This is a genomic window from Xanthomonas sp. NCPPB 4467, from assembly GCF_041475665.2.
Taxonomy (GTDB): domain Bacteria; phylum Pseudomonadota; class Gammaproteobacteria; order Xanthomonadales; family Xanthomonadaceae; genus Xanthomonas; species Xanthomonas dyei.
In genome coordinates this window covers 4,126,484-4,148,113 of the sequence record NZ_CM191260.1, presented here as the reverse complement: position 1 = coordinate 4,148,113, position 21,630 = coordinate 4,126,484, and the positions used below count along the sequence as shown (strand labels likewise).

General features: G+C 64.5%; 17 protein-coding genes. 9 read left to right on the top strand and 8 right to left on the bottom strand.

Annotation, left to right across the window (positions count from 1 at the left end):
- Positions 1 to 47: 47 nt before the first annotated feature.
- The 6 genes from ACCQ06_RS18070 (at position 48) to azu (ending at position 6,856) form a co-directional block, all read left to right on the top strand.
- Positions 48 to 2,330: a TonB-dependent receptor gene (locus ACCQ06_RS18070; RefSeq protein ID WP_316692663.1), complete on the top strand. Its 2,283-nt coding sequence runs from the start codon at positions 48 to 50 to the stop codon at positions 2,328 to 2,330.
- 67 nt (positions 2,331 to 2,397) lie between these two features.
- Entirely contained in the window at positions 2,398 to 4,005 is a 1,608-nt protein-coding gene (locus ACCQ06_RS18065; protein WP_316688561.1) for a flavin monoamine oxidase family protein, read from the top strand.
- Positions 4,002 to 4,427 (top strand): c-type cytochrome, encoded by a 426-nt coding sequence (locus ACCQ06_RS18060; protein WP_316688559.1) that lies wholly within the window; start codon positions 4,002 to 4,004, stop codon positions 4,425 to 4,427. Before ACCQ06_RS18065 ends, ACCQ06_RS18060 begins: the two co-directional genes overlap by 4 nt.
- Positions 4,428 to 4,449: 22 nt before the next feature.
- The gene (locus ACCQ06_RS18055) at positions 4,450 to 4,953 is read left to right on the top strand and encodes a RidA family protein (RefSeq protein WP_228324620.1); all 504 of its coding nucleotides are present in this window, start codon (positions 4,450 to 4,452) and stop codon (positions 4,951 to 4,953) included.
- A 30-nt stretch (positions 4,954 to 4,983) separates the two neighbouring features.
- On the top strand, positions 4,984 to 6,186 hold the full coding sequence (locus tag ACCQ06_RS18050) for a pyridoxal phosphate-dependent aminotransferase (protein WP_316688557.1): 1,203 nt from the start codon (positions 4,984 to 4,986) through the stop codon (positions 6,184 to 6,186).
- Between the two features lie 220 nt (positions 6,187 to 6,406).
- Positions 6,407 to 6,856 carry an azurin gene (gene azu / locus ACCQ06_RS18045; RefSeq protein WP_316688555.1) on the top strand — a complete coding sequence of 150 codons (450 nt, stop codon included), beginning with the start codon at positions 6,407 to 6,409 and terminating at the stop codon, positions 6,854 to 6,856.
- A gap of 153 nt (positions 6,857 to 7,009) precedes the next feature.
- Here azu and ACCQ06_RS18040 read toward each other — a convergent pair whose 3' ends face one another.
- Positions 7,010 to 9,778, bottom strand: coding sequence for a winged helix-turn-helix domain-containing protein (locus ACCQ06_RS18040; RefSeq protein ID WP_316688553.1), 2,769 nt, complete (start codon positions 9,776 to 9,778; stop codon positions 7,010 to 7,012).
- Positions 9,779 to 10,439: 661 nt separating this feature from the next.
- Positions 10,440 to 11,729, bottom strand: a complete 1,290-nt coding sequence (gene hemL / locus ACCQ06_RS18035; RefSeq protein WP_316688552.1) for a glutamate-1-semialdehyde 2,1-aminomutase — start codon at positions 11,727 to 11,729, stop codon at positions 10,440 to 10,442.
- A gap of 306 nt (positions 11,730 to 12,035) precedes the next feature.
- On the opposite strand from hemL, the gene ACCQ06_RS18030 reads away from it, so the two are divergent.
- On the top strand, positions 12,036 to 15,218 hold the full coding sequence (locus tag ACCQ06_RS18030; protein WP_316688551.1) for an outer membrane beta-barrel protein: 3,183 nt from the start codon (positions 12,036 to 12,038) through the stop codon (positions 15,216 to 15,218).
- A 736-nt stretch (positions 15,219 to 15,954) separates the two neighbouring features.
- On the opposite strand, the gene thiE is transcribed toward ACCQ06_RS18030, so the two are convergent.
- Positions 15,955 to 16,578, bottom strand: coding sequence for a thiamine phosphate synthase (gene thiE / locus ACCQ06_RS18025; RefSeq protein WP_104616645.1), 624 nt, complete (start codon positions 16,576 to 16,578; stop codon positions 15,955 to 15,957).
- Between the two features lie 51 nt (positions 16,579 to 16,629).
- On the opposite strand from thiE, the gene ACCQ06_RS18020 reads away from it, so the two are divergent.
- Complete coding sequence (locus ACCQ06_RS18020; protein ID WP_372365861.1) at positions 16,630 to 16,842, top strand: rubredoxin; 213 nt, start codon at positions 16,630 to 16,632, stop codon at positions 16,840 to 16,842.
- A 213-nt stretch (positions 16,843 to 17,055) separates the two neighbouring features.
- On the top strand, positions 17,056 to 17,511 hold the full coding sequence (locus tag ACCQ06_RS18015) for a hypothetical protein (RefSeq protein WP_316688548.1): 456 nt from the start codon (positions 17,056 to 17,058) through the stop codon (positions 17,509 to 17,511).
- A gap of 29 nt (positions 17,512 to 17,540) precedes the next feature.
- Here the strand turns inward: ACCQ06_RS18015 and ACCQ06_RS18010 are convergent, their stop codons facing one another.
- The 5 genes from ACCQ06_RS18010 to ACCQ06_RS17990 all read right to left on the bottom strand — a co-directional run bounded on the left by ACCQ06_RS18010 (position 17,541) and on the right by ACCQ06_RS17990 (position 20,966).
- Positions 17,541 to 18,422 carry a SirB1 family protein gene (locus tag ACCQ06_RS18010; protein ID WP_316688546.1) on the bottom strand — a complete coding sequence of 294 codons (882 nt, stop codon included), beginning with the start codon at positions 18,420 to 18,422 and terminating at the stop codon, positions 17,541 to 17,543.
- A gap of 40 nt (positions 18,423 to 18,462) precedes the next feature.
- On the bottom strand, positions 18,463 to 18,909 hold the full coding sequence (locus ACCQ06_RS18005; protein ID WP_316688543.1) for a DUF192 domain-containing protein: 447 nt from the start codon (positions 18,907 to 18,909) through the stop codon (positions 18,463 to 18,465).
- A gap of 252 nt (positions 18,910 to 19,161) precedes the next feature.
- A complete protein-coding gene (gene rpiA / locus ACCQ06_RS18000) occupies positions 19,162 to 19,809 on the bottom strand; it encodes a ribose-5-phosphate isomerase RpiA (protein WP_316688541.1) in 648 nt (215 codons plus the stop codon).
- A 99-nt stretch (positions 19,810 to 19,908) separates the two neighbouring features.
- Positions 19,909 to 20,379, bottom strand: coding sequence for an EVE domain-containing protein (locus tag ACCQ06_RS17995; RefSeq protein ID WP_170068685.1), 471 nt, complete (start codon positions 20,377 to 20,379; stop codon positions 19,909 to 19,911).
- Positions 20,376 to 20,966, bottom strand: a complete 591-nt coding sequence (locus ACCQ06_RS17990) for a 5-formyltetrahydrofolate cyclo-ligase (protein ID WP_316688540.1) — start codon at positions 20,964 to 20,966, stop codon at positions 20,376 to 20,378. The genes ACCQ06_RS17995 and ACCQ06_RS17990 overlap by 4 nt, the downstream gene beginning before the upstream one ends.
- Between the last annotated feature and the right edge of the window lie 664 nt (positions 20,967 to 21,630).

The following is a 21,630-nucleotide window of genomic DNA, read 5'->3' as shown; positions in this document are numbered from 1 at the left end:
ACTCAACACGCACCATCTTCCAGGGGGTCGATTGCATGCCTAAGCGCTTGAATACCGATCAGTTGGCGACCGCGATGGCCGCCATTCTCACCGCCGCCACGCGTCGTCGCGCGCTCGCCTCGATGACCCTGCTGATGTCCGGCGCGCACAGCCTGCCGGCACTGGCGCAGGAGGCGCGCACCCTGGATGCGGTCAGCGTGGTCGGCACCGGCTCCACGCGCACCACCGCCTCCATTTCGATGGACGAGATCCAGGCCCAGGTACCGGGCGTGGCGCCGCAACAGCTGCTGGCCAGTCTGCCCGGCGTCAATGTGCAGACCACCGATCCGTTCGGGCTGTACGAGTTCGGCGATTCGATGACCATCCGCGGATTTTCCGCCAACCAGATCGGCGTGACGCTGGACGGCATTCCGATCGAAACCTTCGACACCCGCGAAGGCGGGCCGATCACGCGCTACGTCTCCAGCGAAAACCTGCTCGATGTGACGGTGTCCGCCGGCTCGGGCGATGTCACCCAGCCCTCCTATCACGCACTCGGTGGTGCGATCCGCTACACCAGCCTGCCACCCAAGGGCGGCGATAGCTGGAGCGGCAATCTCACCCAGACCATCGGCTCGGACGATCTGGTGCGCAGTTTTATCCGTCTGGATACGCCGGAGTGGTGGCAAGGCGGGCCGAGCGCGTACATCTCCGCATCGCGTACGCAGGGCGGTGTGTGGGACATGGAACCGGCCACGCAGAAGAGCGATCACTTCGAAGCCAAGGTGCGCCAGGCCTGGGATGCCGGCAGCCTGACGTTGGGCTGGATCTACAACAACCGCAAGGATTACGACGTGCAGTCGTACAACTCCGACGGTTCGGTGTCGTGGGATCTGCACGAACGCATCACCGGCAATCCGGAAGTGGATGCCGAGCATTACAGCGAATGGCAGAACGGCCGCCGCGATTCGCTGCTCAGCCTGCACGGCGATTTCATGTTCAACGACGCCATTGGCGTCACCTTCACCGGCTACTACGAAAACAAGCACGGCTACGGTGTCGGCGGCACGCCGCCGAGTACCGCTACCGGGTTGTACAACGATGCGATTGCCGGTACCCCAGGGCGCACCGATATCGCCATCAACGACCCGCAGATCGTCGATGCCGATGGCACTGTCACCCGCGTCGGTGCGATGACGCGCCGCGAAGAAATCATGGGCGGCGATCGCTACGGTTTGACCACGGCCGTGGCGTGGGAGACCGAGCACAACAAGCTGGAAGTGGGCGCCTGGTACGAGAGTTATGACTTCGATCAGGTGCGCCCGCTGTACAACCTGGACCCGGCCACCGGCGCCTTGCTCAAGAACGCCTTGCCGATCGTGATCTATTACGACAACCACTTCTCTACCGAGGTGAAACAGCTCTACGTCAAGGACACGCTGCGCCTGCTCGATGATCGGTTGACGATGGAGTTCGGTGCCAAGGGGCTGGATGTCAAACGCGACTACAACGGGATCGCCAATCTGGACGACTTCAACGTCGGTGTGCGCCGCGCTGTGACCATCAAGAACAGCGACTGGTTTCAGCCACAGGTCGGTGCCAGCTTCCAGCTGGCCGAGGGCGTGCAGGTGTTTGCCAACTACGCGGAAAACTTCAGTTCCGCGCCGCGGTTGGCGCTGACCTCCGGTGCGTTCAATCCGGATATCGCGCCGGAAGAATCCACCAACATCGATATCGGTATCCGTGCCGAATCCACGCAGTGGAGCGGTTATCTGGCCGCCTACAAGATCGATTATTCCAACCGCATCATCGCGCTGACCGACCCGGACCCGCTGGTGGTGGCGCCCACCGTGTACGCCAACGTCGGCGACGTGCAGACCTATGGTGCGGAACTGTCTGGTATGTGGAAGCCGGCGCCGGGCTGGCGGCTCGGTGCATCGTTGACCTGGAACACATCCGAGTTCCAGGACAACTATTTCGGCCCGGTCAGCGGCGCGCTGGTGCAGGTGGAAGGCAACGACGTACCGGATGCGCCCAAGGTGATGTTCAGCGTCAACGGCGGTTGGGAAGGCGAGCGCTTCTTCGCCAACCTCGACACCAAATACACCGGCAAGCGCTACGGCGACACGCGCAATACCGACCAGGTGGATGCCACCTTCATCGTCAACGGCAGCGTTGGGTATCAAGGCGGCGATGCTGGCTTTCTTGCCGGTGGCCGCTTGCAATTGTCGGCCTACAACCTGTTCGACAAGGACGATGCGATCGGCGCGGTGTTTCCCAACGAAAGTTCTGGCTCGTACCAGCTGATCGCACCGCGCCAGCTGTTCGCAAGCCTGTCTTACCGATTTTGAGTGATCGACGCGGCCGGCAGTGCGGCCGGCCGCGCGACTGTCCATGACATGCAGGGGATGTGCGTTGATGCAAGGCAATCACACTGGGGCGATGACGCGGCGGCAATTGCTGGCGCGCATCGGCATGACCGCCGGCGGGGCGATGATGTATCAGGCGATGAGCAGCCTGGGCATGGCGGCCGAATCGCGTTTTACAGGGCCATTGCAGCTGGATGGCGACCCGAAGGGTGCATCGGTGCTGATTCTGGGTGCGGGCTTGGCCGGGATGACCGCGGCCTTCGAATTGCGCAAGGCCGGGTATCGCGTGCAGGTGCTGGAATACAACGGCCGCCCCGGTGGCCGTAACTGGACGCTGCGCGGCGGCGATCGCTATACGGAACTGGGTGGTGCCACGCAGCACTGCCAGTTCGACGATGGGTTGTATCTCAATCCGGGGCCGTGGCGCATTCCGCATCACCACAAGGCGGTGTTGGGTTACTGCAAACAGTTCGGTGTGGCGTTGGAAGCCTTCAACCAGGTCAACTTCAACGCGTTGCTGCATAGCCAGAACGGCTTCGGCGGAAAGCCGCAGCGGTTCCGCGCGATCGATGCCGATTACAAGGGCCATGTCTCCGAGTTGCTGGCCAAGTGCACACAGCAGCACGCACTGGATACGGCAGTCAGCCGCGAAGATCAGGAAGTGCTGCTGGAATCGCTACGCAGCTGGGGCGCGCTCGATCGCAACTTCGGCTACGTCAAAGGCAAGGACAGCAGCGAACGGCGTGGCTTTGCGCGCTACCCCGGTGGTGGCTTGTCGGGTAAACCGGAATTCTCAGATCCCTTCAGCGTGCAGGACGTGCTGCGTTCGCGGCTGTGGACCACGCTGGCGGCCGGCAACAACTACGAAATGCAGACCACCATGTTTCAGCCGGTGGGCGGCATGGACCAGATCGGCAAGGCGTTCGCGCGCCAGCTCGGCGATGCCATCACCTACAACGCCAAGGTCACCAAGATCGATCAGGACGGCAGCGGCGTGCGCGTGTCCTGGCAGGACGCCACGCGCGGTGGCGAAGAACGCTTGGCCAGTGCGGACTGGTGCATCTGCACGATTCCGTTGTCGGTGCTCAGCCGGATTCCCACCACCGCCAGCGACGCGATGACCACCGCGATCGGCAAGGTGCCGTATGCCGCGTCGGTCAAGGTGGGCCTGCAATTCAAACGACGTTTCTGGGAAGAGGACGAGGCCATCTACGGCGGCATCAGCTACACCGATCTGCCGATCACCTTGATCAGCTATCCCAGCACCGGGTATCACAGCGCCGGCAAGGGGGTGCTGCTCGGGGCGTACGTGTGGGGGCTGGATGCCTATCAGTTCACTTCGATGAGTCCCGAGCAGCGGGTGCGCAAGGCCGTCGAATACGGCACGCAATTGCACCCGCAATATCCGCGCGAATTCGAAAACGGTATTGCAGTCGGTTGGCATCGCGTGCCGTTCACGCATGGCTGCTTCGGCATGTGGAGCGAGCAGGCGCGTGCCGAACATTACGAGCCGCTTTGTCAGATCGACGGCCGCCTGGCGCTGGCGGGCGAGCACGTGTCCTATATCCCGGCCTGGCAGGAGGGCGCGATCCTGTCGGCGCACGATGTCGTCGGCCGCCTGCATCGCAAGGTCCTTGCCGGGGGAGGTCGCGCATGAGTCTGTTGCCACGTATGTGTGCTGCGGCCGTTGCGCTGGTCATCGGCGCTGCGCTGCTTCCGCCCGGTCTGCGCGATGCGCAGGCGCAAAGTTCCGACGCCACGGCGCTGTATCCGCAAAAGGGGTTCGCCACCGCCTCCGGCGAGCATGTCTACCGCGCGGTCTGCCAGGGCTGCCATATGCCGGCCGGCAGCGGTGCGCAAGGCGCCGGCGAATACCCGGCGCTTGCGAATAACCCCAAGCTGGCGGCCGCGCCCTACGTCACCATGATGGTGCTGGACGGCAATGCCGGCATGCCGGGATTTGGCGACATGCTCACAGATCGTCAGGTGGCCGAGGTAGTGAGCTATGTGCGCACCCATTTCGGCAACGACCATGCCGAGCGTGTCACCGCCGACGACGTCAAACTGCTGCGCCACTGATTCTTTCTTCCAAGGAGTTGCCATGTTCCGTCCCGCCGTCAATGCCCTCGTCGCTACCGTCGTGTTGTCTGCAGGCCTCAGCGCTGCAACTGCTGCCGAGGTGATTCGCCACAAGATTCCCAACAGCGATTTCCCCATTGCCGCGGCGGTGGAAATACCCGCCGGCAAGGCCACCGTGTATGTCAGCGGCAAAGTGCCTGCGGTGGTGGACACCAGCGCGCCGAAGGATTCTGCGGCCGCCTACGGCGACACCAAGGCGCAGACGGTGAGCGTGTTGAAGCAGATCCAGGACCAGCTCAAATCGCTCGGCCTGGGCATGGGCGATGTGGTGAAGATGCAGGTGTTTCTGGTCGGCGACCCGGCGATGGGCGGCAAGATGGATTTCAACGGATTCATGGAAGGCTACCGTCAGTTCTTCGGCACCAAGGAACAGCCCAATCTGCCGGCGCGCTCGGCCTTCCAGATTGCCGCGCTGGGCAATCCGCTGTATCGGGTGGAGATCGAAGTGGTCGCCGTGCGTCCTTGAAGTTGCGTCGTTGCCTTGCTGGAGAGCGCCATGAAGACCGCCGTATCGCGTCGCAGATTCCTGCGTGATTCCGCCTTGTTTGCCGGTGCCGCCGGGACCGGCGCATTGCCGCTGCTTGCCAGCGCCGCCGAACGCACGACCGCCATCACCCCGCCCACCGCCAGCGCGCTGTCGCCGGTGATGATCGGCTCCAACGAGTTTCCGGATGGCCCGTCCGCAGCAGCGGTCAGGGCCATTGCGCAGATCGCACCGCAGGGCGGGCGCTATCTGCGCGAGGTGCAGATGGAACTGATGACCACGCTGGCGGCCGAGCTCAAGCTGCCGGTGAACCATCTGATGGCCTATGCCGGTTCTACCGAGCCGCTGGATTACACGATGCTGGCCTTCACCTCGCCCAGTGCCGCGCTGGTCACTGCCGACCCGACCTACGAATCGGGGTGGCGCGCTGCCACGCGCAATGGCGCTACGTTGATCAAGGTGCCATTGCGCAAGGATTTTTCGCACGACGTGCAGGCGATGTGCGCCGCCGACGCCAATGCCGGCGTGATCTACATCTGCAACCCCAACAATCCCACCGGCTCGGTCACCGCACGCAAGGATCTGGAGTACGCATTGGCGCACAAGCCCAAGGGCAGCGTGCTGGTGGTGGACGAGGCCTATATCCACTTCGCGCGCAGCACCCGCAGCGTGGTGGATATGGTCGCTGCCGGCGAGGACGTGGTGGTGTTGCGCACCTTTTCCAAGCTCTACGGCATGGCCGGCATCCGGCTGGGTTATGCAGCCGCGCGCCCGGAGCTGCTTGCCAAGCTGATGTTCTACAGCGTCAATAGCTTGCCGGTGACGGCGGCCGCTGCAGGTCTGGCCAGCTTGCGCGATCCTGATCTGGTGCCGCAGCGCCGTGCACGCACTGCAGCCACGCGGCAGGACGTCATCGATTTCCTCAGTCAGCAGGGCTATGCCTGCACGGCATCGGAGAGCAACTGCTTCATGGTCGATGTGAAGCGGCCCGCAGCAGGTTTCAAGGACGACATGGCGACCTTTGGCGTGTTCATCGGCCGCAGTTGGCCGGTATGGCCCACCTGGTCGCGGATCACGGTGGGGACCGAGGCGGAGATGGCGCGCTTCAAGCAGGCGTTTGTGCAGGTGATGGCCGGCAAGCGCGGCCCGCTGCCGCTGCCGCAGGCCACAGCCGATGTGCACGACCCAATGCGGGACTTCTTCCGCTATGCGTAGGGTCGTCTGCGCGACTGGCACATGGTGATCCTGTCGGCGCGGCGGTCGCCTGATGCGCTGGACGGTTAGCGTCGGCGCATCTCGATCGCCGCGTGCAGTGGATCGTGCGGCGGCGCAGCACTGCATTGGCAACGGCAAGGCGGTACTCTGACCGTACTGGCGCAGGCGCGAGCGTCGGTCGCTTGCACATACCGCGCTTTCTTATTGCAGGAGGACTGCCTTGAAGCTGTTTTCGACGATTGCTGTGATTGGCTTGATAGCGATGGCGCCCTCGGCCTGGGCGCGGACCTGCGCGGTGACCATCACCGGCAACGACCAGATGAAGTTCGATCAGAGCGCCATCACGATTGCACCCGATTGCACCCAGGTGGACGTGACGCTCAAGCACGCCGGCAAGATGGCCGCCACGGTGATGGGGCACAACTGGGTGCTGACCAAGTCCGCAGATTTCCAGGCGGTGGCCAATGCCGGTGTGCGCTCGACCATTGCCGACAGTTATCTGCCCAAGGCCGATGCGCGTGTGATCGCGCATACCAAGGTGGTCGGTGGCGGCGAAAGCACCACGGTCAGCTTTGCAACCAGTAAACTTACCAAGGGCGGCGCCTACACGTTCTTCTGCTCGTTCCCCGGGCACTGGGCGATGATGAAAGGCACGTTGAAGTTTGGGTGATGCTGGGGCGCGTGGAGCCTGTCTCCAGCGCCCTTCGCCGCGTTGACGCAGCTGTATCAATCAGGAGCCAGCCACCGCATCGCCACGCATGCGTGATTGTTCTTCGCGATCACAGGCGTGCGCATCAGCGATGCATGATGATGCGCACGCCGCTCAATGCGGCGGCGTATCCGATGTCTGCTGCGTGTCCTCGCCGCGCAACACTCCGCGCTGCAGCGCCTGCGCCAAGGCACTTTCGCGGCTGCGCGCGTCGAGCTTGCGATACAGATTCTTCAGATGGAATTTGACCGTGTTTTCCGACAGGTGCAGGTGGCGGGCGATCTGCTTGTTGGAATAACCGCGCGCCAGTTGCGCCAGCACTTCCAACTCGCGTTCGCTGAACACATCGCTGGCGGGATCGTCGTCACCACTGAGGCGTTCGAGCAGCTCCTGGATGGTCAATGCGCGCGTGGTACCGCCGACGGTGTGCGGGTCGTGCTGACGCAGCGAACGCAGCATCGCCTTGGCCGGCAAGCCGAGCTCGACGATCGCCTGCCAGCTCTGCGTCAGCGCCACATGATCCAGCACGCTGTACAAGTGCGGCAGGGCAGCGAGCAGTTCGCCGCGCTGCTGCAGCACCAACGCGATGCGGGCGCGGGTGCGCGCGAGATGGCAGGCGTTATCGCTGCTCAGACAAGCCTGCTCGATCTGGCCGAGAATGGTCAGCGCCGTATGGCTGCGCCCGGCCAGGCGATGCCAACGGGCCAATGCGAAGCCCATCGCCGCACGATCGCGCCAGCGATGCGCCGAGCGCAGGGTGTGCGCCAGCCCGGACTCGCCGCCAGTGCGCGCGATCACCACATCGATTGCGGCGTTGCCGGGGTGCTCCAGCAGCAACATCAAGCGCCATGCCGACGCCAGCTCGGACAGTCGCCCCAGCTTGCGCCCATGCGCGATCTGCTCGACATGCTCAAGCAACACCAGCGCACTGCGCCCGCTGTGATCGCGCACGCGTTCCAGGCCCAGCGCGGTGTCGTAGGCGGCCGCCAGCACGTCCACGCCGCCGTCGTGCTGCTCCAGCAGTTCCAGCGCCGGATGCAGCAGGTCGGCAGCATCGTCGTGGTGGCCGCGCTCGTAGTGCACTTGCGCGAGCAGACAGTTGCCGGCCGCTTCCAGCACACGGTCCAGTTGCGGCGTGCGTGCGCACCAGCTCAGCGCTTGCCGATAACAGGCTTCGGCATCGCCGAGCCGCCCACGGTAGAAAAAACTCTGGCCGAGCGAGAGCAGCGCTTGGGCTGCGCCAAGATCGCTGCCGCCGCGGTGCATCGCATCGCGCGCGCCCATGGCATAGCGTTCGGCCACGGCAAACCCGCCCTGTGCCAGCGCAGTCGTAGCGCAGATGCACAGCAAGGTGCCGCGGCCCAGATGATCGTCTTCGTCCAATGCGCTCGCCTGTGCGGCAATCTGGGTCAGGCCATGCGGATTGCCGCAGATCTCGTCCAGGCGGTCGCGCAGCAATGCCACCACCACGGTGTAGTCGCGCTGCAGCGGCTCGCGCACGGCGGCCGGGAAATCGCGGAAGCGTTCCAGCAACAGGCGCGCATGACTGAACTCGCCCAGTTTCAGATGCAGATACGCCTGGGTGAGATTCAGTGCGGGCGTGTCGCGGATGCTGCGGTGCTCGAAATGGCGCAGCAACGCGCGCACTTCATGCATGCCGTGGGTGAGCAGTAATTGCCAGGTGCCGGCGCGCGCGATGTAACTGGCAGCCAGGTCGCCGCACTCGCCACGCGCGGCATGGCGCACGGCGTCGGCCAGATGCTGGTGCTCGCCGAACCAGCGCGCCGCGCGCTGATGCAGTTGCACGGCCTGGCCGGGATGGTCGCGATCGAGCCATTGCTGCAGGAAATCGGCAAACAACGGGTGATAGCGGAACCATTCGCGCTCGCCATCCAGCGGCACCAGCAGGCCATTGAAATGGTCCAGCCGCGCCAGCAGCCGGCCGCTGTCGTCGCGTTGGCGCACGGCGTCGGCCAGGGCGGCGTTGACGCGCTCTAACAGGCTGGTGCGCAACAGCAGATCGCGCGTGTCGGCATCGAGATCGTTGACGACCTGTTCGGCCAGATACGCGGCAATCTGCGTGCTGCGCCCGGAAAAACGTGCGGCGACCTCCTGCTGACGTTGCGCATCGCCTTCCAGCCACAGTCGCGCCAGATGCAGGGCGACCGGCCAGCCCTCGGTGTAGCGCAACAGCTCGTCGACCACCGGTGGGGGGATGTGCGGTCCCAGCAGCGCGCGCGCTTCGTCGTTGTCCAGTGCCAGTTGCACGCTGCCAAGGCGGCTGAGGTGCGCCTGCAGATCCAGCCGCGCCAGCGGCAACGCCGGCACGCGACGCGTGGCGAGCAACAGATGCAGGCGCCCGCCACTGTGTTCGACCAGGCGTAACACGAGCTCATCGACCGGGCCGTGACCGAGCCGGTCGTAGTCGTCGAGGATCACGCTGATACGCCGCGGTGCGCTGCGCAGGGCGCGGATCAACACGGTGGCCGCATCGCGTGGGTCCTGGTCGCGGTTGTGCATCACGCTGGCGCATAGCGCCGGATCGGCACCGGCACACTGCAGCGCCAGCGCAAGATGGTCAAGAAAACGCGCCGCATCGGCATCTTCTTCATCCAGCGACAGCCACGCCACCGCATCGTCGTGTGCGCGCCGCCGCGCATGCCATTGCGCAAGCAGTGTGGTCTTGCCGAACCCAGGTGGGGCCAGCAGCAGTGTGAGCGGGCGTAGCTGCGCCTGATCCAGCGCCGTCAGCAAGACCTCGCGCACCACCGCACCCGGGCGCGGCAATGGCGGATCCAGTTTGCTGGCAAGCAGCCAATCGGGAAGCGCGTGGTCGCGCGATGGCGACGGGCGCGGGGTGAGCAACGCAACAGGCTTGAGCATGAGGCGAGGGCGGCCCTGACAAGCGTCAGCAGCGCGCCGGCTCGACACGCTGCACAACCAGAGTGAAACAGCGGCGACGGCCGGCATGTCGCCGCGACGGCGACAACGACGGATCGGCTGCTTCGAGGGTCCCCACCCATGCCCATCCGTGAGCACCTTTCAGAAAGGTATGACAGCCGCAAGACAAAAGCAAAGCGTGCTGGGGCTGACTGCGGTCGCCGTCGCCGTCGCCGTCGCCGTCGCAGGCGAGCGTGCAGGCTGTGCGCTGGGTCAAGCACCGTTCGCCCTGGTGGGCTGTTCCGTGCGGACGGGTTGGAACGTGGCAGCGCCTATTCATCGCAGCCAGCGCGCGTCGGCGGCTCCGCGAGCCCCGGCCGGTTACTTGCGGTTCGCATCGCCGCGCGGGCGCTGCGGAGCCTTTTCAGTTGTCTCCGGTGCCACTGGGCAACCAGGCACGTCCGCTTAGAGCGGCTGAAGCGAATGGGCAGTACAGGCTCACCGCGTGCAGATGCATCGCGTGCCACGTAGGCGATGCCCGCGGCCTGCAGCAGCGCCTCAACGCTTGCAACTGCAAGTGTGGCGTCGATGCCGTGGCCCATCGCCGGCGTGGGCTGGCCACCGCCGGCGATCACTGTGGCAACGCGTATCGGCGCAGGCGCGCTTAGCGTGCCACTTCGGCAAATGCCTCGCGCGCTGCCGCGAGCGTGGCGTCGATCACCGACGCATCGTGTGCGCTGGACATGAAGCCGGCTTCGTACGCCGACGGCGCCAGATACACGCCCCGCTGCAGCATCGCGTGGAAGAAGCGATTGAAGCTGGTGGTGTCGCACGCAGTGGCCTGCGCGTAGCTGTCCACGATTTCGTCGGTGAAGAACAGCCCGAACATGCCGCCGACCTGATTGGTGGTGACTGCGATTCCGGCGGCGTGGGCGGCATCTTCCAGGCCTTCGCACAGCGCGCTGGTGGCCTCGCTCAGACGTGCGTGGAAGCCTGGCTCCTGCACCAGCTCCAGCATCGCCAGGCCCGCCGCCATCGCAACCGGATTGCCCGACAAGGTGCCGGCCTGATAGATCGGCCCGGCCGGAGCGATCTGCTCCATCAGGTGGCGACGGCCGCCATACGCGCCCACCGGCATGCCGCCGCCGATGATCTTGCCGAAGGTGGTCAGGTCCGGCGTCACCCCGTACAGCGCCTGCGCGCCCCCCAGTGCCACGCGGAAGCCGGTCATCACTTCGTCGAAGATCAGCAGCGCGCCATGCCGCGTGCACAGCGTGCGCAGATGCTGCAGGTAGCCGGCCAGCGGCGGAATGCAGTTGGCGTTGCCCACCACCGGTTCGACGATCACTGCCGCCACGTCGGCGCCGATCTCGTCGAACAGCGCGGTGGCGCCTTCGAAGTCGTTGAAGCTGAGCGTGGCGGTCAGCTCGCTCAAGCCCACCGGCACGCCTGGCGAGGTGGGTACGCCCAAGGTCAGCATGCCGCTGCCGGCCTTGACCAGGAACGAGTCGCCGTGGCCGTGATAGCAGCCTTCGAACTTGATGATGCGATTGCGCCCGGTCGCTCCGCGCGCCAGCCGCACCGCCGACAGCGTGGCCTCGGTGCCGGAGTTGACCATGCGCACCATCTCGCACGACGGCACCAGCCGGGTGATGGTTTCGGCCATGGTGACTTCTGCCGCGCAGGGCGCACCGAACGACAGCCCATCGCGGATCGCCCGTTCCACCGCGTCGCGCACGGCAGGGTGGTTGTGGCCGGCGATCATCGGGCCCCACGAGCCGACGTAATCGATGTAGCGGTTGTCGTCGACGTCATAGAGATACGGGCCATCGGCGCGCGCCACGAAGAACGGCTCGCCGCCGACCGACTTGAACGCCCGCACGGGTGAATTGACGCCCCCGGGCAACAGCGTCTGCGCCTGGGCGAACAGGGCGTGGGAGCGGGTGTGATTCATGCGCGCAGATCCTTGAGGAATACCGATGGGGGGCATCGATGCCCGGCAGCGGGCATCGCGTCCGCCATTGTCAGGCCTGCGGCCGCGCGCGCCTACCCGGCAGAGGCTCCCCTACCCGTCGGAGCCGCCGGGTAGGGGAACTTGGCTGCCTATGATCGAACGCGACGGTATCGACAGTTTGGGCATCAGCTGATGGCGTGCGGTCATTGGCGCCCCGCTGCCGATGTTCAGAAAGTGTGATTGCGGTGGCCGTTGGCCCCGTTCATTTAGCCGCGTTGCCGGCAGTTTCCATCTTGGGGAGAACGCATGAACCGTAGTATCCAGAAGCGTGCTTTGGCGTTGGCGTTGGTTGCGGCCATCGGCAGTGCACACGCGCAGTCGACCACCGGCAGCATCGTCGGCAGCGTGGGGCAAGGCAATGGCACCAGCGTGGTGGTGGAAAACAACAGCGGCCTCAGTCGCGAAGTGCCGGTGGATGCGCGCGGCCGTTACACCGCCGGCAATCTGCCGTTGGGCACCTACAGGGTGACGGTCAAGCGCGACGGCGCGGTGGTGGAAACCCGCGAGAACGTGGCCATCACCGTCGGCGCCAACACCGATGTGTCGTTTGCCGCCGCCAACGCCGCGGGGAGCGGTATGCAGACGATGGACAGCGTCACCGTCACCGCTGCCGGCCTGACCACCATCGACGTCAGCAGTGTGGACACGCGCACCGTGATCACCGCCGAACAGCTGCAGCAACTGCCGCTGGGCCGCACCGCCGAGGCGATCGCGCTGCTGGCGCCGGGCGTGGTGGTCAATAGCGGCGGCTTCGACAATGGCCCGCTCGGTGGTTCGCTGCCCAGCTTCGGCGGCTCTGCCGCCAGCGAAAACGCGTATTACCTCAACGGCTTCAACACCACCACCATCAGCAACAACCTGGGTGGTCTGACCCTGCCGTACGGCGCCATCGACCAGCAGGAAATCTTCACCGGCGGCTACGGCGCGCAATACGGCCGCGCCAATGGGGGTGTGATCAACCAGATCGGCAAGCGCGGCACCAACGAATGGAAGTTCGGCGCAGCGGTCATCTGGGAGCCGAACGGCTTGCGCGCCAATCAGCGCGATATCTACTGGCGCCCGGACAGCCAGGGCAGTACCGTCAACAACGCCGCTTACCGCTACGCGCGAGCGGCCAACGGCCTGTACCAGCCGGCCAGCGAGGCCGAAGCCAACCAGACCACCTACAGCGCCTACGTCGGCGGGCCGATCATCCAGGACAAATTGTTCTTCTTCCTGGCCGCCGAGCAGGTGGATTCGGACGGCGTGCGCGTGGGCACCAATCGCGACACCGACAACGGCCGCACCGGTGGCCTCACCGACTACGACTACAAGCAAAAGCGCTGGTACGCCAAGGTGGACTGGAACATCACCGACAACCACCTGATCGAGGTGACCGGTGCCAGCGACAAGGCAGAAACCAACGGCTCGATCTATCGCTACGACTATCTGGCGCGCGAGCGCGGCAGCTACTTCACCGATGAATCCACCTGGAAAACCGGCCCCACGCTGTTCACCGGCAAGTACACCGGCTACCTGGGCGATAACCTCACCGTGACTGCGCTGTACGGCAAGATGACAACGCCCGACGAACTGACTCCGTTCAACTACGACGCCGCTGGTGGCCCTGTCATCAACAGCGCCGCACTGCAGAACCCGGCGTATACCGGCGGCACACCACGCATCGGCAACCAGCTGGTCACCTCGGTCAGCTCGCCCGACCGCGAGTACAAAAAAGACAATCAGCGCCTGAATCTGGAATGGCGTCTCGGCCACCACACGCTCAACTTCGGTATCGACAACCAGAAGTCCGAAGGCATCGATGTCGGCTCGGTGCTGTCCGGCCCCGGCTTTGCGTGGACCTACGGCCAGACCAACGATCCCAACGGACTGGCGACCGGCGGATTAGTCAGCCAGTCGGCCAACGAAGCCGGTGGCATCGGCGCACCAAGCCCGGGCCTGGTCGATCCGGTCAACGGCTCCAGCGGTTATTACGTGGTGCGCAATATCAACACCAGCCTGTACTCGTACGAGGCCAAGCAACGCGCCTATTACATCGAGGACAAGTGGCAGGTCACCGACAACCTGCTGTTGAGCATCGGCCTGCGCAAGGACGAGTTCACCAACTACACCCCGTTCGGCGACCCATATATCGAAGTGGACAATGCCTGGGCACCGCGATTGGGCTTCAGCTGGGACGTCAACGGCGATTCCAGCCTGAAGGTGTTCGGTAATCTCGGTCGTTATTACCTCGGTCTGCCGCTGTCGGCGGTGAGCCTGTTCACCCCGGCCACCACCACCGACACCTACTTCACCTACAGCGGCATCAATGCCGATGGTACGCCGGTGCTGGCGCAGCAATTGGGCTCTGCGGTGTCGGCCAACTCGCGTTTCGGCCGCATCGCCGATGTGCGCACCGCGGTGGCCAAGGACATCGAAGGCGAGAATCAGGACGAGGTCATCCTCGGCTTTACCAAGCAACTCGAAAGTGGCTGGGTGCTGGGCGTGCGCGGCACGCATCGTCGTCTCAATGCCGGCATCGACGACCAGAACTACGACGTCTCCAACACGGCGCTGATCAACGCCGCGGCGGCGCAAGGCGTCACCATCGACTTCTCGCAAGTGGCCGGTGCATCGCTGATCAATCCGGGCCAGACCAATACCTGGGGCGTGATCGGCACCGATGGCCAGTTCCACGAAGTGTCGGTGAGCCGTGAGGCGGCGGGCTTCCCGAAGTTCAAGCGCAACTATTCGGCGGTGGAATTCAACCTGGAGCGTCCGTTCGACGGCCAGTGGTATGCCAAGGTCAACTACGTCTGGTCGCATAGCTACGGCACCACCGAAGGCCAGGTGCGTTCGGACCTGTGGCGCACCGGCGGCGCGTTGGGCAGCTATCAGGGCCAGGCCTCGGTGTCGACCACGCAGAGCTGGGACCATGCGGCGTTGATGGAGCACTTCAACGGCGATCAATCCAACGACCACCGTCATCAGCTCAAGCTGTTCGGCTTCTACCAGTTCAATCCGCAGTGGGGCGCTTCGGCCAATTTCAGCCTGATCTCCGGCGCGCCGCATAACTGCCTGGGCAACTACTACGGCACCGAGTACAGCGGCCGCGATCCGGCCGGCTATGGCGGCAGTGCGATCACTGGCGGGCCGTACCACTACTGCTACAACCCGGAAACCGGCACTGGCAGTGCATCGCCCCCCGGTTCGCAGGGCCGCCTGGGCTGGATCGCCCAGCTCGACATGGGCGTGACCTACAAGCCTGCATTCGCCGACGGCAAGCTGGCGCTGCGCTTCGAAGTGTTCAACATCACCAACGAGCAGACCGCAACCAACATCTACCCGTTCTCGCAATTGCCCGACAACACCACCAACCCGCTGTGGGACCAGGTCGTGGCCTACCAGGCACCGCGCTCGGGCCGGGTGACATTGAGTTACGACTTCTAAACGCACCGCGCGATAACGTCACTTCCGGCAGCGACGCGTGATGGCACGCGTCGCTGTTTTTTGTTGTGCGGGATGGCGGCCCGATCGGCGATGCTTTGATGAGAGAGGCACGCTGGTTGGCTGGTGGCTTGGCCGAGGACGTTGCACTCAATCCGTGGTGAAGTCTTGGAGCTGCAGATCTGCGACTTGGCTGGGCACTTGCCCGCCCGCCATCGCAGGACACGCCGCAAGTATGTCCCTGTAGCTCTTTTGCGGCATCCATGCCGCCAAAGGTCCCGCGAGGGCGGGCAAGGACTTGTCGAGATGGTCGGTGTGCGTGGTGCGATCGGCGCACTACGTTTGTGGTGCGTACGAGATGAGGTGCCAGCTTTACGCATCTCTGCGTCAGCGCCTGTCGAATGCGATCACGCAGTCGCCTGCATCTGCAAGCGCGTTTGCCACGCGCTGCGATCAGCTTTTTCATACAAGCACCGACCATCGTTCTGGCGCGGTGTCCTCGCCGCTTGCGGTACCGTTGGCGGCATGGATGCCGCCATCGAGCCCCCAGGGATGGGTTCACGGCGTATCCCGCGAGCGGCGAGGGCACCGTGCCCGCGACACTGCGGTGTTGCTCTGGCTTTCGATCGCACCCAGACAAAACAACGCTTCACAAGCGCGTTTGCACAAGTATTCAAGACGTTAGTTTTCTGTCTGGAATGGCGCGGTCCACCCGTAACGCTGTCATCCGTCAGCGAAACTACTGCGCAAATCCGGCCCGATACGCCCGCAGTGCTGCGACCGGATCCGCCGCTGCATACACACCGCTGACCACGGCAATCAACTCGGCGCCTGCAGCGACCAGCTCACCGACCTGCGGCGGCGCGATCCCGCCGATGGCCACCCGTGGCAGGCCGAGATCGGCCGCCTGTTGCAGCAGCGCGGGCGTGGCGCGACGGGTCGTCTGTTTGGTGGTGGTGGGGAAAAACGCGCCGAACGCCACGTAGCTGGCGCCTGCGGTGGCCGCGACGCGCGCACGATCGATCTCGTCGTAACACGACACCCCGATAATCGCCTGCGGCCCCAGCAGCGCACGTGCCGCCGCCACATCGCCATCGTCTTCGCCCAGGTGCACGCCATGCGCGCCGACCTGCGCTGCCAGCTGCGCATCGTCGTTGATGATCAGCGGCACGCCATGGGCCGCGCAGACCTCGCGCAGGGCACTGGCCTGCTGCAGCCGTAGTGCCGCGTCCGCCTGCTTGTTGCGGTACTGCAGCCAGGTGATGCCCGACAACAGCGGTGCGGTACGCGCAAGCAGGCGCGGCGTATCGGTGTCATCGGGGGTGATCAGGTAGACGCCGCGGGCGTCTTGCAGCTGGGGCATGGCAGCGCTTCCGAAAGCGGTGGGTGGGATGGGACAATGCAGGTCCCACCGTTGCGTGACCGCGATTATCCAATGAGCGACACATCCACCACCACCTACCGCACCTGGATGTGCGTGGTCTGCGGATTTCTCTATCACGAGGCCGACGGCATCCCCGAAGAAGGCATCGCCCCCGGCACCGCCTGGCAAGACGTGCCCGACACCTGGACCTGCCCGGATTGCGGCGTGACAAAGGACGACTTCGAGATGGTGGAGATCGATTGAAGAGACGCTGGTAGAGAAATTTTAGTGATCTTGTCTTTGGAGACTAATGGAATGATCTTCCTGGATAAGAGCTGTGCGGAATTGGAAATGCGACTTTCACAAGAGTAACCTCGCGGGGTAGCCAGCAATCGCTGCAATAATTGCCTTTGTTTTTCGGCTGGCACCTGTGCTGCATGAGGTGCCGAAATCGTTTCAATACTGAAAAGGATTTTTATGTTGAAAGTATCGCTACGCGCGACGATCTTGGTCTTGGCCCTTGCAGCTCCATTCGGGGCGATTGCGTCCACGGCCGACCAACCGTCCCTGATTCAGGGCTTGGGTGAGCGGTTGCCGGCGGGTAAGGCGAATCTGAGCCTATCACCGCGTTTTAAAGCCTACGTTTTCGAAAAGGCTGGGCTTAAATTTCTTCAGATCAATGCGCTGAATGACGATGTGATGGCGGTGCTATCGCTTGTGCCGGGCACTGCATCCCAACTGCCCATAGCAACGAGTGCGCAAGACGCTACGCTGCAATCGAATGGAACGCTGACAGCCCGGGCAAATTGTCCTTGCCATGCGCACGTGGTTTACAGCGATGCCAATTATAATAATATCGTTATATATGGCGCGAACGGCGAGTATATAACCGCGTATCAGCTGCCACGGTCGGCTCAAGGCAAGCCCCACTAGTGGGTGGGGCTGTTTCCTGACGGCAACAGTCAGTGCGAGCGAGCGCGCTGACTGTTCAATTCCACCAGATGCTCGTGCAGGTTTGCGGCATCCTGCGCGCTTGGGTTGAGCAGCAGATAACGCGTCAGGTCATGCCGTGCGCCGTTGCGGTGGCCAAGGTGCAGGTACGCCATGCCGCGGTCGCGCAGCGCTTCGGGTTGGTCGGGCACCAGCTTCAGGATGCGGTCGGCGCTGCGTGCGGCGCGGTCCCAGTGTTCGGCATCGGCGTAGACACCGTGCAGATTGCGCAGGATGCGGATCAGGATCGCCCGGTGTGGTGCGGGGTCGAGAATCTGCGCCATTGCGCGGTCGTCGGGGATTTCGCCGCCCAGATGCGGGCGCGCGCGTTCGCGCAGCTCGTCCACGCCCAACGGGCGACCGCCATTGAACGGGTCCATCACCAGCACGCCGTCGTCCACCGGCAGCCGCACCAGAAAATGGCCCGGAAACGACACGCCCGCCAGGGGGATGCCCAGGCGCCGGGCGACTTCGATCTGCACCATCGCCAGCGAGATCGGATTGCCCAGCCGGCGCTCGAATACCTGGTTGAGATAGCTGTTGCGCGGGTCGTAGTACTCGTCGTGATTGCCCGAGTAGCCCAGCTCATCGAACAGGTAGCGATTGACCGCGGCCATCTTCAACGGCCACAGATCGATCGCATCCACCTCGCGGCGCAGATGCTCGACGTGGCTTTGCACCAGCGTGTCGTACAACTCGGCGTCCAGCTGCGGATATTCGTCGCGCGCGATCAGCAGCGCGGTGGACATCAACGGCACCGCATCGTCGTCCAGGCTGGCGAGCGCGGTCCAATGGGGAAGTGGGAGCATATCGACCATGCCGACAAGAGTGTCGGCAAGCGGCGCGAGGTTCAAGTCCGGTACTTCCTGACAGGAGACACCGCATCGCTGTGAATCACTTCAGCTTGGGAATATCCGGACTGAAAACAAGTTCTGCCCCGTCCTGCAGGTTTAGCTTGGCCGCCTGGCCGGCGTTGAGCTCCAGCACATAGCGGGCCGGCGCCTTGCTGGGGTAGGGCGGGCAGGCGTCGCCGGCCGAACACGGCGGCACGTCGCGCTGCTGCGACACCAGCCGGCGCTGGTTGTCGAAATAAAGGATATCCAGTGCGATCTTGGTGTTCTTCATCCAGTACGCCATCGGCTCCTGGCGGTCGTGGATGAACAGCATGCCGCGATCTTCGTCCATGGCATCGCGGAACATCAGCCCCTTGATGCGATCGGCATCGTTCTGCGCCAGCTCCACCTGATAGCGCGCGCCGGCCAGTTCCACCCACGGACCGCTGCTGGCGCAGCCGCCGAGCAGGATCAGACACGCAAGAACGAGGAAGCGGACAGGGCGCATACGGCATACCGACGGGGCGAAGGATGGCGCACCTTCTGCCATGCACCGGCGTGCGTCAAGCCGGCGCATGGGTGCGCGCATTGGTCGCGCACGCGCCGAAGTCGATTCGGTGGCTGATCTGCCGCTTGGCGGCTGCGCCGCTGCCCGCCTACCGGCACGGACGCGCCATGGACCCATCCAAGGAGGCGCGTAGGCGGCATCCATGCCGCAGCTGAAGGTCCCGCGCCGGTAGGCGGGCAACGGCCAGCCGCGTCAGAGTACGCGCGGCGGCTCGCCGCCGACGATCACCACATCGGCCGGGCGGCGCGCGAACAACCCAACGCAGACCACGCCGGGAATCTGGTTCACGCTGCGCTCCAGCGCCACCGGGTCGGTGATCTGCAGGTTGTGCACGTCCAGCACCACGTTGCCGTTGTCGGTAATCACGCCGTCGCGCCACACCGGCTGGCCGCCGGTCATTGCCAGGATCTGGCGGGCTACCAGGCTGCGCGCCATCGGAATCACTTCCACCGGCAGCGGAAATTTGCCCAGCATCGGCACCTGCTTGCTCGGGTCCACGATGCAGATGAAGCGCTCACTGGCTTCGGCAATGATCTTCTCGCGCGTCAGCGCCGCACCGCCGCCCTTGATCAGGCAGCGGTTCGGGTCGCACTCGTCGGCGCCATCCACGTACAGCGACAGCGTGCCGGTGTGGTTGAGATCCAGCACCTCGATGCCGTGCTGGCGCAGGCGCGCGGTGCTTTGTTCGGAGCTGGACACCGCCCCCTTGATGCGATGGCCGATCCGTCCCAGCGCATCGATGAAGTAGGCCACCGTCGAACCGGTGCCGACACCGACGATCATGCCGTCTTCCACGTAATCGATTGCCTTCTCGGCGGCCAGGCGTTTTGCTTCGGACATGTTGGGGCTCGGGATTAGGGAGTCGGGAGTCGGGAATCGCAAGAGCGGCTGGGCTGGGCCGGGATTTGCAAATCGCAAATCCCGAATCCCTACTCCCGGCTACTCCATCGCCAGCAACAATTTCCACTGCGCGGCAGTCACCGGCAGGATCGACAGCCGGTTGCCGCGTGCGATCAGCGGGAAGCCTTCGCCCAGCGCATCGGCGTGCTGCTTGATCTCGTCCAGCGAAATCGTGCGTTTGAGTTTGCGCTCGAACGCCACGTCCACCAGCATCCAGCGCGGGTCTTCGCGGTTGGCCTTGGGGTCGTGGTAGTCGGACGTGGGGTCGAACTGGGTGTCGTCCGGGTACGCCGCGCTCGCCACCTTGGCGATGCCGACGATGCCGGGCACCTTGCAGTTGGAGTGATAGAACAACACGCCATCGCCGACCTGCATGCCGTCGCGCATGAAATTGCGCGCCTGGTAATTGCGTACGCCGTTCCACGGCTCGGTGCCGACGCGCTCCAGATCATCGATGGAAAACGTGTCCGGCTCGGACTTCATCAACCAGTAGCGCTTGCGGGCAGTCATACAGAGAGGGTGTCGTCTTTCAGGAAAGTGGCGTGTTCGGTACAGATGGCATCCATCGCCACGTCCCAGGATTCGGTCGGCAACGCAGGTACCTGTTGCGCAGCGAAGCCGACGCCGACCAGCCAGGGCGGTGGCGCCTGGCGATGCCGGAACGCGAAGCTGCGATCATACCAGCCGCCCCCCATGCCCAGCCGCCGACACGCGGCGTCGAAGCCGGTGAGCGGGGTCACCACCAGCGCCATGTCCTCGGGGGCCAGCGTGTCGGCACGGTCCACGTCCGGCTCGGGAATGCCGTAGCGATTGCTGACCAGGCCCTGGCCCGGCCGCCAGGGCGCAAAGCGCAACACGCGGCCGTCCAGCACCGGCAGGCAATACTGCACGCCGTCCGGCAGGCTCAGTTGCCAGCGATGCAAGGCGATTTCGCCATCCATCGCCCAATACCCGGCCACCGCGCCGGTCTGCGGCGCAAACGGCAGCGCCAGCAAGCGCTCCGACAAGGCATCGGCAGCGGCCAGACGCTGCGCCGCCGGCAGGCTGCGCCGCTGCGCGCGCAACTGCTGGCGCAACGCCTCTCGGTCCTCGGTCATTGGGGTCTCGCGGCGGTGAGGGAGACACATTGTCGGTGGCAGGCGTCCACCTGCCTAGCGGTGTGTCCGGAATGGCGCGCTGGCAGTCCGTTGCCTTTCACGCGAGCCGATCTTTTTGGCGGTGTCGTCGTGCGGATCACGCTCACGACAGGCCACCTGATCGCATCGCGTGCGCGACGTCATGCGCGGGTGGTTATGCACGCGGTCGCGCCATCGGCGCGTGGACCATCCTCGCAGGAGCGCTTGGCGCGATGGGTTGGACCGCTGCCTGCGGCAGGGATCTGGCGTCGTCACTGGAAGAGCCGGCGCTGCGGATCCGCCAACTGGGCTTCATTGGAGATCGAACCGACGAAAGGAGATGAGTTCAGGTGCGACCAGGCCTAAGTGCAGCGGTGCAAGGCGCACGCATCGCATTCGGTGCCGATTCGGCGGTGTTGGGTTCGGGTTCGCGTACCTGCGATCCCAGCACGGAGTCGGTGGGCAGTGGCATCGTCGCGGCATCCGGCGATGCGTCGCACCATTGCGGTATCAATCGGCGTAAACGCGCCAGGGCGTACCTGCGCGAGCGCAGATAGCGTGCGACCGCACATGGCAGCACTGCCGCAAGGTCATGCTCACGTTTCCAGTTGCAAGCGGCGGTGGCACACACAGACAGGCTTCGAAC

Bases quoted from the DNA above. Each gene is read 5' to 3' on its own strand.
- ACCQ06_RS18065 (WP_316688561.1), top strand. From the start codon at position 2,398: ATGCAAGGCAATCACACTGGGGCGATGACGCGGCGGCAATTGCTGGCG.
- ACCQ06_RS18060 (WP_316688559.1), top strand. From the start codon at position 4,002: ATGAGTCTGTTGCCACGTATGTGTGCTGCGGCCGTTGCGCTGGTCATC.
- ACCQ06_RS18055 (WP_228324620.1), top strand. From the start codon at position 4,450: ATGTTCCGTCCCGCCGTCAATGCCCTCGTCGCTACCGTCGTGTTGTCT.
- ACCQ06_RS18050 (WP_316688557.1), top strand. From the start codon at position 4,984: ATGAAGACCGCCGTATCGCGTCGCAGATTCCTGCGTGATTCCGCCTTG.
- ACCQ06_RS18040 (WP_316688553.1), bottom strand. From the start codon at position 9,778: ATGCTCAAGCCTGTTGCGTTGCTCACCCCGCGCCCGTCGCCATCGCGC.
- hemL (WP_316688552.1), bottom strand. From the start codon at position 11,729: ATGAATCACACCCGCTCCCACGCCCTGTTCGCCCAGGCGCAGACGCTG.
- ACCQ06_RS18030 (WP_316688551.1), top strand. From the start codon at position 12,036: ATGAACCGTAGTATCCAGAAGCGTGCTTTGGCGTTGGCGTTGGTTGCG.
- thiE (WP_104616645.1), bottom strand. From the start codon at position 16,578: ATGCCCCAGCTGCAAGACGCCCGCGGCGTCTACCTGATCACCCCCGAT.
- ACCQ06_RS18015 (WP_316688548.1), top strand. From the start codon at position 17,056: ATGTTGAAAGTATCGCTACGCGCGACGATCTTGGTCTTGGCCCTTGCA.
- ACCQ06_RS18005 (WP_316688543.1), bottom strand. From the start codon at position 18,909: ATGCGCCCTGTCCGCTTCCTCGTTCTTGCGTGTCTGATCCTGCTCGGC.
- rpiA (WP_316688541.1), bottom strand. From the start codon at position 19,809: ATGTCCGAAGCAAAACGCCTGGCCGCCGAGAAGGCAATCGATTACGTG.
- ACCQ06_RS17995 (WP_170068685.1), bottom strand. From the start codon at position 20,379: ATGACTGCCCGCAAGCGCTACTGGTTGATGAAGTCCGAGCCGGACACG.
- ACCQ06_RS17990 (WP_316688540.1), bottom strand. From the start codon at position 20,966: ATGACCGAGGACCGAGAGGCGTTGCGCCAGCAGTTGCGCGCGCAGCGG.